Raw genomic sequence first — 16,659 nt, forward strand, 5'->3', positions numbered from 1 at the left:
TTCTTATAAAACAAAATTCGGACTGCTAGTGCAAACCGAATTTATGTAAATTTTATTTATTATTTCACTCTTTCTAAGTAGCTACCGTCTTCAGTGCTTACTTTAATTCTGTCTCCCGGCTCAATGAACAAAGGAACCATTACTCTTGCTCCTGTTTCAACGATTGCGTTTTTAAGAGCGTTAGTTGCCGTGTTTCCTTTTACACCCGGATCAGCTTCGATAACATCCAGATATACTGACTGTGGAAGTTCTGCAGAAAGCGGAGTTTCATCAGCTTCTTTCAAAATGATTGTTACTTCTTCCCCTGCTTTCATCAAGTTTGAGTTTTCAATCATTTCTTTATTTAAATATAACTGAGAAAAATCATCGTTATTCATGAAGTGGAATCCGTTCTCGTCATCATAAAGATATTGGAACTTTCTTGTGATTACTTTTACTTCATCAATTTTGTGACCAGCAGAGAATGTATTGTCTAATACTTTTCCGTTTGTCACAGATTTTAGTTTTGTTCTTACGAAAGCAGGACCTTTCCCTGGTTTTACGTGAAGAAACTCGATTACTTTAAAAATATCGTTGCTAAATTCGATGCAAAGACCTTTTCTGATATCGTTACTTGTTGCCATTAATTATATAAATATTTATTTTCTTTTTTTAATTTCGATACCTTGTCCTTGAGGCATCATTCTGTTAAATGTATTATTATTGAATGCATTCACATTATTATTTAATCTGTTTACATTCATCTGAACATCAGATTTATACTGATCAGTTGTTCCTAATATTGAACTTCTGATACTTTTCTGTTTCAGAATACCATTTAAGTTATTCTTGGCAATACTATCATTAGATTCTCCGGAAAGTTTTCTTTCTATGGTAAAAGGTTTTTCTTTTTTCCCAGTTGCAGACTTTTCCGTTTGCTGGCCAAACAAAAAAGAAGTTGCAGAAAGCGCAATAAGTACGATTAAACTTTTCATTGTCTGATAGTATTTATAAATTAATCTCTATCCTTTCCGGTACCATATCCTTTTACGATACCTCTAGGTGAGTTTTGAATAAACTGTAGAATTTCATCTCTTTCAGCCGTTGGAAGCATTTCTTTTTCAATATAGGCTAACGCTTGAGAAACATTCATCTTCATTTGGAAAATAGCTCTGTAGATTTTTTGAATTTCAAAGATTTTCTCATTAGAAAACCCTCTTCTTCTTAATCCAACAGAGTTGATTCCTGCATAAGAAATTGGATCTCTTGCTACTTTTACATAAGGTGGAATATCTTTTCTAATTAAAGATCCTCCTGAAATCATAGTATGTTTCCCGATTTTACCAAACTGCTGAACAGCAGATAAACCTCCCATTACGGTAAAGTCACCAATTTCCACATGTCCCGCAATACCGCAACCATTTGCAATAATCACATTATCTCCTATAATACAGTCATGAGCAACGTGTGAAGTTGCCATGATCAGGCAGTGACTTCCTACTTTGGTGTATCCTAATGCTTTGGTTCCTCTGTTTATGGTGACACATTCTCTTAAAGTAGTGTTATCTCCAATGATTGTTTGTGTATCTTCACCATCGAACTTCAAGTCCTGAGGGATTGCAGAGATTACAGTTCCGGGAAAGATTTTACAGTCTTTTCCGATTCTTGCACCTTCCATAATGGTAACATTGGGACCAATCCACGTTCCTTCTCCAATTTCTACGTCCCCTGCAATTGTAGTAAATGGTTCTACGATTACATTTTTGCTGATTTTCGCGCGTTTATCTACGGCTGCTAATTGATGAATCATTTAATCAACTTTATTTTTTGCAACTTGAGCCATAAGCTCTGCTTCTACTGCTACTGTATCTCCTACGTATCCATACCCCTGCATATGAACAATTCCTCTTCTGATAGGCTCTATTAATTCAATTTTAAATATAAGCGTATCTCCAGGAATTACTTTTCTCTTGAATTTCACCTTATCAATTTTGATGAAATAAGTAGAATAGTTCTCAGGATCCGGAACGCTGGCCAGTACCAGGATACCTCCTGTCTGTGCTAGAGCTTCTACCTGAAGTACTCCAGGCATTACAGGTTCTTTCGGGAAGTGTCCAACGAAGAATGGTTCGTTCATTGTTACATTTTTCAACCCTACTACGTGAGAGTCTGAAAGTTCAAGAACTTTATCAATCAATAAGAACGGGGGTCTGTGAGGCATAAGCTTCATAATTCCGTTGATATCGAATACTGGTTCTTTTGTCAGGTCAAAATCCGGAACGTTTTTCTTTTTCTGCAATTTCCACTGGCGGTTTAGTTTTTTCGCAAACTGGGTATTCACAAAGTGTCCCGGTTTGTTGGCAATAACTTTACCTTTTATTTTTACTCCTGCTAAAGCCAGGTCACCAATTACATCTAATAATTTGTGTCTTGCGGCTTCGTTAGGATAGTTTAAATTAAGATTGTCAAGAATACCGTTTGGTCTGATAGATACATTATCTTTTCCAAAGGCTTTCTTTAGTTTTTCTGTCGTTTCAGGAGTAAGATCTTTGTCTACATATACAATCGCATTGGAAATATCTCCACCTTTGATCAAACCGTGATCTAAAAGCATTTCCAATTCATGCAGGAAGCTGAATGTTCTTGCTGATGAGATTTCGTCTTTAAATTCTGAAATATTTTTAAGAGTAGCATTCTGAGTACCTAATACTTTAGTCCCAAAATCTACCATTGTCGTTACTTCGTAAGTATCTGAAGGAATGATTGTGATTTCCGAACCAGTAGCCGGATCACTGTAGGTAAGAACTTCTTTTACAACCAGATATTCTCTCGCCACGCCCTGTTCTGCAACACCAACGCTTTCAATAGCTTCAACAAAGTATTTTGAAGATCCATCAAGAATAGGTGGTTCAGAGGCATCCATTTCTAAGACTGCGTTATCAATATCACAACCTACAAGAGCTGCCAAAAGGTGTTCGCAAGTGGTAATTTTCACCCCTAGTTTTTCTAAGGTAGTTCCTCTTTCTGTTGCTACAACATAGTTTACATCTGCTTCTACCTGAGGATGTCCCTCCAAGTCTGTTCTTACAAATACAAAACCTGTATTTTCTTTAGCAGGTTTAATGGTAAGTTTTACTTCTCTACCCGTATGAAGGCCAATTCCAGAAAGAGTTACCTCTTGCTGAAGTGTTTTTTGCATATCACTCATTAGTATTATCTTTTGAGGTATTCTCAAGATTATTTATTCTATTTACTATTCCAGGAAGATTCCTGAAATGAACATAACTCCTCAAATAGTCATTATAACTGATGGCTGGAGAGCCATACAATGTTTCTCTGTCATTAACGCTGGAATTCACACCACTCTGAGCCTGAATCTTCACTTGATTTCCTATTTTGATATGTCCTACGACGCCTACCTGGCCTCCAATCTGATTCCAGTCACCAATTGTAGTAGAACCTGCAATTCCCGCTTGTGCTGCAATTACATTGTTCTGACCTATTTTCACATTGTGGGCAATCTGAATCAGGTTATCAATTTTAGTTCCTTTTCCTATAATTGTAGAGCCTATTGTTGCTCTGTCAATACTGCAGTTTGAGCCTATCTCAACATCGTCTTCAATAATTACATTTCCAAGCTGCGGTATTTTTTTGAAACCCTCGGCAGTTGGCTGGAAACCAAAACCGTCACCTCCAATTACCGTATTGGAATGAATCACACAGTTATCCCCAATAATACAGTAGTCATAAATTCTGGCGCCACTGTCTATCTTGCAGTTTTTACCAATTTTCACTCCTTTTCCTATATATACGTGTGGAAAGATCTGTGCCCCTTCCCCGATTTTAGCTTTCTCGGAAACATAAGTAAATGCTCCGATATATGCTTTATCTCCTATGACAGCTGTATCGTGAATGGAAGAACCATTTTCTATACCTTCTTTTCTTCCCTGCATTTCCTGATATAAATTCATCAGGATCTGAAAAGAAAGATAGGCATCTTTTACAACGATTAAGGTAGGGTTATAACTGTTTTTCTCCAGAAGTTTTTCCGAAATGATGATAACAGAGCATCGTGAGGTATCCAAGAAATGAGAAAATCTATCTTGTGCTATAAAAGAAAGATGTCCTGATTCCCCATTTTCAATTGGTGAAACCCCTGTAATAAGTGCATTCTCGTCACCTATTATTTTTCCGTCAATAAAACTTGCAATTTGCGAAGCTGTAAATTCCATATTCTGCAAAGATAAGAAATTCTAGAATTTGCAAACATTTTTTGGTTTCAGATCGTAAATTTTAATATTATTTAAGAGTCTAGCCTGGAGATATCTCTTGGAAACATAAGGATATAGCGGGTCGTCTTATTTACAATTAACCCTGATAAAAGCTGATCTTCTGACTCATGAAGTCTCGTTCTCCTGCCATTTTTATGCAGTAAATAGATTGGTTGTTTTTCCGCATGATAGGGTAAAAGTTTTCTTTTTATTTCATGAACCAATTCATTTCCATTATCAATTTTGAAAAATTCATTGGTATTTTTTACTTTTTCATCAATTGTTTCCTTACCAAATGGATGTGATGAAATAATTGTTTTAGGTAAATTTCTCTGAATTACGCATTTACACCAATATGACAGCACAAAATCACCTTCATTTTGCCATTCTTTCATTGCCTGAATCACATCATTATCATCAAGACTTGTAAATCTCTCTATATCTTCATCCGTTGCAGCACTCTTTTCGCGGTATAGAAAATATTTCAGATTATCCGCTGCAGGAAGCTCTGTTCCCTGGGAAATCAGATATTTTGCTCTTTCAAGGATTTTAACCAAAAGAAATTCTGCTAACGCTGAAGTTTTATGATAGTAGACCTGCCAGTACATAAACATTCTGGCTGTCAGAAAATTTTCAATGGAATAAATTCCTTTTGCATCAATCACCAGCCCACCTTCTTCACAGACATTCATCATGGAAATAATTCTCTGGGTATTAATATTTCCTTCCGATACACCGGTAAAAAAACTATCTCTTTTCAGATAATCCAAACGGTCCACATCCAGCTGGGAAGAGATCAGTTGGTTGAAAAATTTTCTATGATATTTTCCCTGAAACATTTCGATAGCCATTGACAACTGGCCATCAAACTCCTCATTCAGCTTATTCATCAGGAGTAAAGAAAGGTTTTCATGATGCCAGTCATCCATCAGCATACTTTCCAGCGCATGAGAAAACGGACCATGGCCAATATCATGCATCAGAATAGCCAACATCGCCCCTTTTTCCTCTTCTTCAGAAATTTTCACCCCTTTCTGCTTTAATGTTTCCAATGCCGTAAACATCAGGTGCATTGCTCCCAGTGCATGATGAAATCTCGTATGTGTAGCTCCCGGAAATATCAGGTTCAGAAGACCGGTCTGCCCGATTCTTCTTAATCTCTGAAAGTAAGGGTGCTCAATGATATCAAATAAAATTTCGTGGGGAATTTTGATAAATCCATGAACAGGATCGTTGATGATTTTTAGCTTATTCTGCATTCAAACTTCAATATTAGTAAACAAAGTTAGGCATTTTAAAGTTTAGCCATTTATTAAATTACTATTAAAACATGAAGTTAAAAAACTGATATCATTCATATTTTTCACAAATAATACGATTGAAAATTTCTCCGATTCATTTTTATTTTTAATTCAATATTTTTTTTGAAAACCTTTTGCAGTTGTTGTTGCAAAGGACTACCTTTGAGAGAAAACACGACAACCCTTAATGAGAAAGTATTCTCTTTTCCTTCTATTATTTTTAAGTTTAAATTTTTCCGCACAAATTATAACTGAAACGCAAAAACTGGAATCCCTCTGCAGAATATGGGGATTTTTAAAATATTATCATCCACAGGTAGCAAAAGGAAATCTGAACTGGGATAAACAGCTTTTCAAAAAAATTGATGAACTTGAATCTATTAATGAGAAAGAGGCGTTGAATAATTTTTATGCTGACTGGATCAGAAATCTCGGAGAAGTTGCTCCCTGCAAAGAATGCTCAGTAAAGGATAATAAAGTATATTTCCTTAAAAACTTTGATCTGGGCTGGATAGATAATCGTAAAATTTTCTCCAGAGACCTGTCTCAAAAACTACATTATATTGAAAACAACCGGAATCTTGGAGATAATCACTATTTCGGAAAAAGTGGAAGGAAAATATATTTCAGAAATGAAAAGTCCTACGGTTCAAAATTCACTTCAAAGACCATTAGCTTATTGGAACTATTCAGATACTGGAATTATGTAGAATATTTTTTTCCGTATAAATATGAAACTGATCAGAACTGGAACGATGTTCTTACAGAAATGATACCCAAATTTCTGATGATTGACAATGATGAAAATTATCATCTAACATTGGCAGAACTGGTTACCAAAACAGATGATTCCCATGCTTATCTTTCATCAAAGGAAATTCAGCGGCATCAATACGGAAACCGAAGAGTGCCTGCAGACTATTCTTATGCAGAAGGAAAACTTGTGATTACAAAAATCAATGCTACAAAATTCCGGAATAAAAGCCCGCTTCATGTAGGAGATGTTATTTATGATATTGAAGGTAAAACAATTCCGCAAATAGTCAACAGCCTTGGAAAATATATTCCAGCCTCCAATTCCTGGGGTAAATTCAACAAAGCAAAAAGCAAGCTTCTCTTCAGCAATAACGATTCTATTTCTGTAAAAATTGAGAGAGGTGGACAAAATCTGGAAATAAAAACCAAAACGTATTTTACCAAAGATATTCTTCATGAGAAAAATGAAGCTCCAAAAAAATGGAAATTCATAGATAAGGAAAAGAAAATCGGCTATGTTAATATGGAGATTATAGAGAAGGAAGATCTGGATGAAATGTACAACAGTTTAAAATCTTCAACATCTATTATCTTTGATCTTAGAAATTATCCAAAGCAAACGATCATCCCTTTAAGTTATCTTTTGCTTCCTGAAGCTTCCGTTTATTATCAGTTTACTTTTCCTGATCCTTATTATCCCGGTAAATTTTACAGCAGAAAAAATGTTATCGGCAGGAAAAATCCTGAATACTATAAAGGGAATGTAATCGTTTTAGTAGATGAAAATACCCAAAGCCAGGCAGAGACCACTGCAATGATGTTCAAGCAGCATCCGAACGCTAAAATTATCGGAAGCAATACTGCAGGAGCCAACGGAGATGTGATTATGTTTAAAATTGCCAATCTTGATACCCGGTTTACAGGACTTGGAGCTTATTATCCTGACGGAAGGGAAACACAAAGAATAGGCATCACTCCCGACATTCTTGTAAAACCAACTGTAGAAGGCCTTAAAAACGAAAAAGATGAAGTTCTGGAAAGAGCTTTGGAATATATAAAAACCACCACAAAAATGTGAAATATCAGACGATATTTTCATTTAACTAATATTTAACTTATAATCTTTTTATTTTGTGAGATTTTAAAAGGATTTGGTCAACATTTTGATAGAATAACCGTGTAAAAAATAAATTATGTCAGAAAAGATATTATGGATCGACGATGAAATAGATTTACTTAAACCTCATATTGTATTTTTAGAAAAGAAGGGTTACCAGGTAACCCCTGTTAATAATGTGAATGAGGCTTTGGAACTTATGGATTCAGAGAAATTTGCTTTAACATTAATTGATGAAAATATGCCGGGTATCTCCGGACTGGAAGCCATTCCTATGATTAAGGAAAAAGATAACTCCTTAAAGATTGTGATGGTTACCAAAAGCGAAGAAGAACACATTATGGAAGAGGCTATCGGATCTCAGATTGCTGATTATATATTGAAGCCTGTAAATCCTAACCAGATATTACTTTCCTTAAAGAAAAACCTTCAGGAAGACAATCTTGTTGAGCAAAAAACTATTTTGCAGTACCAACAGGAATTCAGAAACCTTTCTATGGAGCTTTCATACCTGAGAACGTATCAGGAATGGGCAGAATATTATAAAAAAATCCTTAGCTGGGAAATCAAATTTGATAAGGTTGCAGATAATGAATTTGCTGACCTTCTGCAGTCTCAGAAAGAGGAAGCCAATATTCAGTTTGCGAAGTTTATTGAAAAAAATTACGCAGACTGGCTGGTTGATTCTGACAAACCTCTCATGAGCCACACCCTATTCAAGGAAAAAGTAAAACCTGAAGTTGAAAAAGAAAAAGTTCTTTTGCTGATGGTAGACAACCTTCGTTACGACCAGTGGAAAGTGATTGAACCTTTATTTACAAAATATTATAATAAGATATCGGAAGATTATTACTACAGCATCCTTCCTACTGCTACACAGTATGCGAGAAACTCTTTTTTTGCAGGATTAATGCCGTCTGAAATTGAAAAACGTTTCCCGGATAAATGGTTTAATGATAATGAAGAGGGAAATAAAAATGAATTTGAGCGTGATTTCCTGGAAGATCAAATGAAGAGAATTGGTCTTGGATCCAAGTCTATGAAGTACCTTAAAGTACTGAATGCTGATTTTGAAAGAAAGATCTATGATGATTTCAACCAGCATAAGAGTAATGATCTGCTGGTTATCGTATACAACTTCATTGATATTCTTTCCCACGCGAAAACAGACAACCACATCGTAGATCAGCTGATCCGTGATGATAAAACTTTCCGTTCTCTTACCTTCAACTGGTTTGAAAACTCTTCTTTGCTGAAGATTATAAAAACAGCGGCAGAAAATGGCTATAAACTGGTCATTACGACAGACCACGGAACGGTATATGTGAAAAAGCCAAGTAAAGTGGTAGGAGACAGAGAAACTTCTACTAATATCAGATATAAAACAGGTAAAAGTTTAACGTATGACGACAGCGATGTATGGGCAATTACCAATCCTGAAAAGCTTTTCCTTCCAAAAGGAAACTTAAGCTCGAAATATATTTTTGCTAAAAACAATATATTCCTGGCTTACCCTAAAAATTACAATCATTTCGTTAATTACTATAAAGAAACCTACCAGCATGGGGGAATTTCACTCGAAGAGTGTATCATTCCTATCAGCATTTTAGAACCCAAGTAGTTTTTTTCATAGTTTATTTAATTTTGGGTTTAAAGCGGAAAAAATCGAATGATTTTTTCCGCTTCTTTTTTATAGTTCATATCTTCGTAAAAAATAAATCATGTTTATTATTTCGCTTACCTACAAGAGTTCTATTGAAAATGTAGAACGTCTTATTCCCCAGCACAATATTTTCCTTAATAAGCATTATGAATCCGGACGCTTTATTGCTTCGGGAAGAAAAGAACCCAGAACGGGAGGTATCATTATAGCCAATGCAGAATCTAAAAATGAAATTGAGCAGATTATTTCTGAAGATCCTTTTTATATTCATCAGGTAGCGGATTATGACATCACGGAGTTTATCCCTTCGAAATACAATGAAAATTTTAAACTTTTTATAGAAGACTAATGAGATTAATCACATACAACGTCAATGGAATCAGAGCTGCTTTTACAAAAGATTTCCTGGGCTGGCTACAAACTGCTGATCCGGATATCATCTGTATTCAGGAGAGCAAGGCCGGAAACGATCAGATAGACATCGAAAGCCTTGAAAAATTAGGTTATCACAGTTATTGGCACTCAGCAGTAAGAAAAGGCTACAGCGGGGTCGGAATTGCCTCAAAAATCAAACCTAATCATGTAGAGTATGGCTGCGGCATTGAAAGCTATGATAATGAAGGGAGAATCATCCGTGCAGATTTTGACGGATATTCCGCTATTTCGGTGTACGTTCCTTCTGCGTCTAATATTGAAAGACTGGATTTTAAAATGCAATTCTGCCATGACTTTCTGGAGTATATCAAAAATTTAAAGAAAGAAATTCCCAATCTGATTATATCGGGTGATTTTAATATTTGTCATGAAGCAATTGATATTCACAATCCAATTGGGTTAAAGAATGTTTCAGGGTTTCTTCCTATGGAAAGGGAATGGATGACGAATTTCATGAATGAATGTGAGCTGATAGACAGTTTCAGATTTTTTAATAATGATCCGGACAATTATACATGGTGGAGCTACAGACAAAATTCCAGAGCCAGAAACAAGGGATGGAGGCTGGATTATAACTTCACTTCTTACAGTTTAAAGGATAAGCTCTCCCGGGCTGTTATTTTAAAGGAAGCTGTACATTCTGACCATTGCCCTGCTTTATTGGAATTGAATGTATAATCAACAGATATTACGCATACAAAAAGCCAGCTGAATCAGCTGGCTTTTTTTTAATTTAAATCATAAAACTAATCGACAATTTCATATTCGACCGGAATTGTACCATGACTGATATCTCCAATCTCATCGAACGCAGCTTTAGACATGTCTAAAGATCTTGATGAATGGTAAGGCCCTCTGTCATTAATTCTCACTATTACCTCTTTACCATTTTTAAGGTTAGTAACCTTAACGTTTGTTCCAAATGGAAGCGTTCTGTTTGCTGCAGTAAACTTTGAGTTATCAAAGATTTCTCCGCTAGCAGTTTTTCTACCGTTAAATTTATCGTGGTAGTACGATGCATAACTTGTTTTTTTCGCATCTAAGGCATTACTCGTAAAAGAATAAACACCTAAGGTTGAAATCATCATTATGATTACGAGAATGAATCTTTTCATCATTTTGAACTTTTATTGGTTTTGACGGAGCAAAAGTATCAGGAATCTTTAGAAAACACTATTCGATATGTTAAAAATCGTTAACAAAATATTAAACAAATGTTAAACATCACTGCAACCCCCTATAAACAGGGGTTTTAGACTACGGTGTTAAAAAGTGTTAAAAAAACAGTCTAAAAGTTAACATAATTAACTACTTTGTGCATAATTTAAATTTTATACTTTTAAAAACAACTGTAAATCAATAAATTACAAAATCAACAAAGTTAAAATAAAATCAGAAAATCAATCTTAAAAAAATAAAGTCTTAAGAACTAGATTCCGGAAAAACTTTCTGACAGAGGACCTCTGCTCATATAAAACCAGATGCCTGACTTATTTTTTAACACCGTTTTGTTTTGTTAAAATTTATAGATCGATACGATATCCAATAAATATCCGCTTTAATCATTCAAAAAATTGAATGAGTGATGATTTATAACCCAAAAAAATAAATGAACGCAAATCTCTTAAAAGTAAAAAACCAATGATTTCTCATTGGTTTTATATGTAATTAAATAAATGTCTTATTTTAAATATTCCAATACATAGTCGTATGTACCGTTAGGATACACTACAGACATACTAGGAGATCCTGTAACAGCATTTCCTGGAGTTGTAACCGGATTATAAGAATATAAACTTCTATCATAAACAGTGTTTGTACCTGCTTTATAGATTGTAATACCATACATTGTAGTCATTCCTGTAGGGGCTGGGATATTAACTGCTGTAGAAGTACCACTTGCAGTGAAAGATCCTTTGATAGCATAAAGCTGCTTATCAACACCCGGACTAACATTAATAATAGTATTTGTAGTTGTTTCTGCTGTTCCAACAGTTACTTTAGGTGAAGTTGAAAGCGAAACCCATCTACCAGTTGAAGTTGCAAAACCATTTGCCGTTCCACCAGTTGGATTAGAGAAATAATAATATCCCGGAGTTACACTTGTAGCAATACCAGAAACAGTAGTTCCTGTAGCACTATTAAAAACAATCATACCATCGTAAGCTGTTGGAAAGTTATCCTCGTCAGTAACAGGAGTTGCAAATGTAAAGACAGTTAAGTCTGTTCTTGGAAAAACAATCCCTTTTCCGTCATTAGCACTATCTGTAAAACCTCCGGCACTTCCTGATGCATCAAGGAAAGCACCTTGTCCTTGTATATTTCCACTGGCGAAACCATTTGTTCTTACCTGTGCATTTGTATATTGAAACATTGCCAAAGAAGAGGCAAGAACTAATAATATTTTTTTATTCATGACTAAATCTGTGTAAAATTAATAATTATTGAGCTGAGTACGATTGCCAAGAAGCACCATCATAAACGAATCCAAGACCTCTACCATTAGTAGTCATTGAATTAAATGATGCTGCACTTGCACCGTTTACAGTAAGGGTACCTCCACCTACTTTAACAAGCGTAATAGTTTTTCCTTTTGTTGCTGCACTTACAGGGATTGTTGACAAATCAGCATTGGTTGTAAGGAATACATAACCATTTAAGTCTGCTGCAGATAAGTCTGCTCCTGTAGCTGAAGTTCTTACAGAAGGAGCAACGGGTGTAACGATTCCACCACCACCTACAGTGATCCAGGTATTCGTAGTCTGGCCATCATAGTAGTAAAAACCTACAGCTGTAACGTTGGTAGTTTTAGGAGTTGCTGTACCGTCAATTGTTGTAACGAAAGCAAGTGCTCCATTTTGAGCTGTAGTATAAGCTGCATCTTTAGCTAATAATTGTGCTCTTGTCATACGAGGGACTAATAAAGCGTCAGGTCTAGCGTTGTCAGTAGTATTTGCTACTACATCTAGCGTTGCGGCAGGCGTGGTTGTGTTAATCCCCACTCGCCCTGTAGTCTGAGCCTTAGAAAAAGCCGAAAGGCCAACAAGCATAATTGCTGTTAATAAAATTTTTTTCATAAGTTTTTAAAGATTTTTAATTACATTTTTTTTCATCAATATTTTCAAAAAATAGGAAAAACGCATCCCAACTTGTGAATATTACATTGAAACTGAAGGGTAAAAAAAATTATTTTTATTCAATTTTAGCTTCATATTAATAATTAACTTATTGAAAGCATATTATTTAAAAATATTGCTTATTGCGCAAATTTAAGATATAATTTTCAAATTTATATACTTTAAAATAGAAATTTGAAAAATCTTAATTACACAAAATATTAACAAACTGATTATCAATTAAATAAAAACAAGCCACCGAGAAAATTCTATGTTAATTTTCGTTAATAGCTTAATTTTACAAATCTTATTTCAAACTGATTAATAAGCATTTAACTAGACTAATTCTCCGTATAAGTCAAACTCTTCGGCCGAAGTAATTTTAACATCTGCAAATTCACCTATAGAGATATAGGTATCTTCAGCAGAAACCAAAACCGTATTGTCCACATCTGGTGAATCATACTCTGTTCTTCCGATAAAATAATTGCCTTCTTTACGATCAAAAATACATCTGAATATTTTACCTACTTTTTCTTGGTTCTTTTCCCACGAAATCTGAGACTGCAATTCCATGATTTCTTCTACTCTTGCCTCCTTTACTTCCTGTGGAATATCATCTTCCAATACATAAGCCGTAGTATTTTCCTCATGAGAATAAGTAAAGCATCCTAATCTGTCAAATTTCTGTTCTCTTACCCAGTCTTTAAGTTCCTGGAATCTTTCTTCCGTTTCACCAGGATATCCAACGATAAGTGTTGTTCTGATTGCCATATCCGGAACTTTTTCTCTGAACTTTCCTAGAAGAGCATCTGTTTTCTCATGGGTAGTTCCTCTCTTCATGGATTTCAACAAATCGGAATTGATATGCTGAAGAGGAATATCTATATAATTACATACTTTAGGTTCTTCACGGATAATATCGAGAACATCTTCAGGGAAACCGCTTGGGAACGCATAATGAAGACGAATCCATTCTACACCTTCTACCTTCACCAATTCTTTTAAAAGATCTCCTAACGCTCTTTTCTTATAAAGATCAAGACCATAGTAAGTAAGATCCTGAGCAATAAGAATTAATTCTTTTGTTCCCTTTTTTGCCAGTTTCTGAGCTTCTAAAACCAGTTTTTCGATAGGGGTTGACATATGACCTCCTCTCATCAATGGAATCGCACAGAAAGAACATGGTCTGTCACAACCTTCAGAAATTTTAAGGTAAGCATAATGTTTTGGAGTCGTTGTAAGTCTTTCTCCTACCAGTTCGTGTTTATAATCTGCTCCAAGATGTTTTAGGAGCATCGGCAGATCTCTTGTTCCGAAATATTGGTCTACATCCGGAATTTCTTTTATCAAATCTGGTTTGTATCTTTCTGATAAACATCCTGTAACGAATACTTTTTCAACCTCTCCTCTATTTTTAGCCTCGACATAATCAAGGATAGTATTAATAGATTCTTCTTTAGCATTATCAATAAATCCGCAGGTATTGATTACAACAATGTCACCACGGTCTTCATGAACCACTTCTTTGCCATTAGCTTTCAGCTGGCTCATTAATACTTCAGAATCATATACATTCTTGGAGCATCCAAGAGTGACTACATTGATTTTCTTCTTCCCTACAGATTTTGTACGCATCGTTTTGATTTTGAGTCTGCAAAGATACAAAATATTGAAGAGTTAAGAATTAAAAAATAAAAACCACTTTATAAAAGTGGTTTTCAGGGATATATTTTAAAAGTTTTTGTCTTTAAATCCAGGGGAGTTCTGATCTTTTTCCGAAAGTATGGCATCTTTTTCATCAACTTTCCAATCAATATCAAGATCCGGATCATTGAACTTTACGCTGCCTTCTGATTCTTTGTTATAAAAGTTATCACATTTATAGGAAAATACAGCATGGGTACTTAATACGGCAAATCCGTGTCCAAAACCTCTTGGTACATAAAGCTGTAGTTTATTTTCTGCGGTAAGCTCTATTCCGAACCATTGCCCAAAAGTAGGAGAATCTTCTCTAAGATCCACAGCAACATCCCACACACTACCCTCAAGGCATGATACCAGTTTTGCCTGTGCATGCTCACCTTTCTGAAGATGGAGTCCTCTAAGCACTCCATAAGATGATCTGGAAACATTATCCTGTACAAAGTGGCCGTTCATTCCTGTTAATTCTTCAAATTTCTTTTCGTTGAATTTTTCAAAGAAGTAGCCTCTTTCATCTTCAAATATGGTAGGCTCTATGATATAGCAATCTTTAAGCGGGGTTTCTTTAATTTTCATAATAGTAAAAAAACTCTATTTCAATATGGTTATTATTGTTTTAAATAAAATCTTCGTATCATTTTTGAAAGACATATTTTCAAAATAGTCAAGATTCATTTTTACTTTGTTTGGAAATAATATTTCATCATTATATAGCAAAGGATTCTTCTGGCTGTTCAGAAGGTCTTCTTCATCTCTGTATTTAATGCTTGCTTCACACGTTAATCCGGGTTTTAATTCCAGAACTTTTCTATCTGCTCCGGCCAGTTTATCGTAATAACCTTCGATATCAGGTCTGGGACCTACAAAACTCATATCACCCTTTAAAATATTAAACAATTGGGGAAATTCATCAAATTTAAACTTCCTGAGCGTCTGCCCGATTCTGGAGCATACTCTTTTTTTATCATGAATTGTTTTAAATTTAAATATGGTAAATGGCTTTCCATACTGTCCTATCCGGGTCTGAAAAAAAATTCCATTAGAAGATGTATCGATACTTGCAATCACAAATAAAACAATCAGCACCGGCATAAGAAAGAGGGTCAATATTACCGCTAAGATAAAATCAAAAACCACTTTCCAATATTTGTACTGATTCATTAAATTCAATGATATTAAACTCCGAAATAGTTACGGATTACGTTTGCAATTCTTTCTCTGTCATCATCTGACAAGTTGGACCCTGACGGAAGACACAGTCCGTTATCAAAAAGATCTTCGGAAATTTTTCCTCCGTAATAGGGAGAAGATTCAAAAACCGGCTGTAGGTGCATTGGCTTCCAAAGTGGTCTTGATTCAATATTGTCTTCTAAAAATGCAAGTCTTAGGCCTTCTCTGTCTTTTCCTGCTACCTGCGGATCAATAATAATGGCAGATAACCAGTGATTTGAATAAAAATCATTTCCAGGTTCAGAAAACACGGTCACTCCTTCAATATTTTTGAAGGCATCCAAATAGAAATCATGCATTGCTCTACGCGCTACCACTCTATCTTTAAGTACTTCCATCTGTCCTCTTCCTATCCCTGCAACAATATTGCTCATTCTGTAATTGAAACCAATATGTGAATGCTGATAATGAGGTGCATTATCTCTTGCCTGAGTGGAAAGGAAAACCGTTTTATCTTTATCTTCCTGAGTATGGCAAACCAAAGCTCCGCCTCCTGATGTAGTAATAATTTTGTTCCCGTTAAAGCTTAATACTCCAAAACGTCCGAATGTTCCGCATGCCTGTCCTTTGTAAGTAGAACCAAGAGCTTCTGCAGCATCTTCTATAACAGGAATCTGAAATTCCTGGGCAATAGCTGTAATTTCGTCCATTTTTGCAGGCATACCATACAAATGAACTACAATAATTGCTTTAGGCTTCGTTCCTTTTTGAATTCTGTCTTCAATGGCTTCTCTTAAAGCTTTTGGACACATATTCCAGGTATCCGGTTCGCTGTCTACAAAAACAGGAATTCCTCCACAGTAAGCAATAGGATTGGCTGATGCTGAGAAAGTCATTGACTGGCAAATCACCTCATCACCATGCTGTACTCCACATTCAATAAGGGCAAGATGCAATGCTGCAGTACCGGCAGAAAGAACGGCAACTTTTGCATTTTCACCCAAAAACTGCTCCAGATCTTTTTCAAATCCGTCAACATTAGGCCCCAATGGTGCCACCCAGTTTTCTTCAAATGCTTCGTTGATATATTTTTGTTCGTTACCTCCCATATGAGGTGAGGACAACCAGATTTTAGTATTCATAATAT

The 16,659-nt window shown here is 35.4% G+C and carries 17 protein-coding genes; 4 read left to right on the forward strand and 13 right to left on the reverse strand.

What is annotated here, in order from left to right; genetic code table 11:
• Nucleotides 1-59: 59 nt before the first annotated feature.
• From efp to ACTJIP_RS03880, 6 genes are all read right to left on the reverse strand, one after another.
• Nucleotides 60-623, reverse strand: coding sequence for an elongation factor P (gene efp, locus ACTJIP_RS03855; protein ID WP_077419251.1), 564 nt, complete (start codon nt 621-623; stop codon nt 60-62).
• A 15-nt stretch (nt 624-638) separates the two neighbouring features.
• Nucleotides 639-974 carry a hypothetical protein gene (locus ACTJIP_RS03860; RefSeq protein ID WP_228408913.1) on the reverse strand — a complete coding sequence of 112 codons (336 nt, stop codon included), beginning with the start codon at nt 972-974 and terminating at the stop codon, nt 639-641.
• Between the two features lie 20 nt (nt 975-994).
• Nucleotides 995-1,789, reverse strand: a complete 795-nt coding sequence (gene lpxA, locus ACTJIP_RS03865) for an acyl-ACP--UDP-N-acetylglucosamine O-acyltransferase (protein WP_047386961.1) — start codon at nt 1,787-1,789, stop codon at nt 995-997.
• A complete protein-coding gene (locus ACTJIP_RS03870; protein WP_047386958.1) occupies nt 1,790-3,187 on the reverse strand; it encodes a bifunctional UDP-3-O-[3-hydroxymyristoyl] N-acetylglucosamine deacetylase/3-hydroxyacyl-ACP dehydratase in 1,398 nt (465 codons plus the stop codon). It abuts the gene before it with no gap.
• Nucleotides 3,180-4,211: a UDP-3-O-(3-hydroxymyristoyl)glucosamine N-acyltransferase gene (gene lpxD, locus ACTJIP_RS03875; protein WP_440704140.1), complete on the reverse strand. Its 1,032-nt coding sequence runs from the start codon at nt 4,209-4,211 to the stop codon at nt 3,180-3,182. Before lpxD ends, ACTJIP_RS03870 begins: the two co-directional genes overlap by 8 nt.
• Nucleotides 4,212-4,282: 71 nt before the next feature.
• Nucleotides 4,283-5,509, reverse strand: a complete 1,227-nt coding sequence (locus ACTJIP_RS03880; RefSeq protein ID WP_428169191.1) for an HD domain-containing protein — start codon at nt 5,507-5,509, stop codon at nt 4,283-4,285.
• Nucleotides 5,510-5,738: 229 nt separating this feature from the next.
• Between ACTJIP_RS03880 and ACTJIP_RS03885 the strand changes: the two genes are divergently transcribed.
• The 4 genes from ACTJIP_RS03885 (at nt 5,739) to ACTJIP_RS03900 (ending at nt 10,200) form a co-directional block, all read left to right on the forward strand.
• The gene (locus ACTJIP_RS03885; RefSeq protein ID WP_440704141.1) at nt 5,739-7,385 is read left to right on the forward strand and encodes a S41 family peptidase; all 1,647 of its coding nucleotides are present in this window, start codon (nt 5,739-5,741) and stop codon (nt 7,383-7,385) included.
• Between the two features lie 115 nt (nt 7,386-7,500).
• Entirely contained in the window at nt 7,501-9,045 is a 1,545-nt protein-coding gene (locus ACTJIP_RS03890; protein WP_077419247.1) for a bifunctional response regulator/alkaline phosphatase family protein, read from the forward strand.
• Between the two features lie 100 nt (nt 9,046-9,145).
• On the forward strand, nt 9,146-9,436 hold the full coding sequence (locus ACTJIP_RS03895) for a YciI family protein (protein ID WP_077419246.1): 291 nt from the start codon (nt 9,146-9,148) through the stop codon (nt 9,434-9,436).
• Complete coding sequence (locus ACTJIP_RS03900; RefSeq protein ID WP_077419245.1) at nt 9,436-10,200, forward strand: exodeoxyribonuclease III; 765 nt, start codon at nt 9,436-9,438, stop codon at nt 10,198-10,200. Before ACTJIP_RS03895 ends, ACTJIP_RS03900 begins: the two co-directional genes overlap by 1 nt.
• Nucleotides 10,201-10,268: 68 nt before the next feature.
• Here ACTJIP_RS03900 and ACTJIP_RS03905 read toward each other — a convergent pair whose 3' ends face one another.
• From ACTJIP_RS03905 to ACTJIP_RS03935, 7 genes are all read right to left on the reverse strand, one after another.
• Nucleotides 10,269-10,640 (reverse strand): septal ring lytic transglycosylase RlpA family protein, encoded by a 372-nt coding sequence (locus ACTJIP_RS03905; protein ID WP_034699143.1) that lies wholly within the window; start codon nt 10,638-10,640, stop codon nt 10,269-10,271.
• Nucleotides 10,641-11,203: 563 nt separating this feature from the next.
• Nucleotides 11,204-11,938: a hypothetical protein gene (locus tag ACTJIP_RS03910; RefSeq protein WP_180564429.1), complete on the reverse strand. Its 735-nt coding sequence runs from the start codon at nt 11,936-11,938 to the stop codon at nt 11,204-11,206.
• Nucleotides 11,939-11,963: 25 nt separating this feature from the next.
• Entirely contained in the window at nt 11,964-12,599 is a 636-nt protein-coding gene (locus tag ACTJIP_RS03915; RefSeq protein ID WP_077419243.1) for a hypothetical protein, read from the reverse strand.
• Nucleotides 12,600-12,974: 375 nt separating this feature from the next.
• The gene (gene rimO / locus ACTJIP_RS03920) at nt 12,975-14,276 is read right to left on the reverse strand and encodes a 30S ribosomal protein S12 methylthiotransferase RimO (protein ID WP_077419242.1); all 1,302 of its coding nucleotides are present in this window, start codon (nt 14,274-14,276) and stop codon (nt 12,975-12,977) included.
• Nucleotides 14,277-14,372: 96 nt separating this feature from the next.
• On the reverse strand, nt 14,373-14,918 hold the full coding sequence (gene rfbC, locus ACTJIP_RS03925) for a dTDP-4-dehydrorhamnose 3,5-epimerase (protein WP_077419241.1): 546 nt from the start codon (nt 14,916-14,918) through the stop codon (nt 14,373-14,375).
• Nucleotides 14,919-14,933: 15 nt separating this feature from the next.
• Entirely contained in the window at nt 14,934-15,503 is a 570-nt protein-coding gene (locus ACTJIP_RS03930; RefSeq protein WP_219073157.1) for a sugar transferase, read from the reverse strand.
• Between the two features lie 14 nt (nt 15,504-15,517).
• On the reverse strand, nt 15,518-16,654 hold the full coding sequence (locus ACTJIP_RS03935; RefSeq protein ID WP_077419239.1) for an aminotransferase class I/II-fold pyridoxal phosphate-dependent enzyme: 1,137 nt from the start codon (nt 16,652-16,654) through the stop codon (nt 15,518-15,520).
• Nucleotides 16,655-16,659: the final 5 nt, after the last annotated feature.

Source organism: Chryseobacterium sp. 22543 (assembly GCF_052044565.1).
Taxonomy (GTDB): domain Bacteria; phylum Bacteroidota; class Bacteroidia; order Flavobacteriales; family Weeksellaceae; genus Chryseobacterium.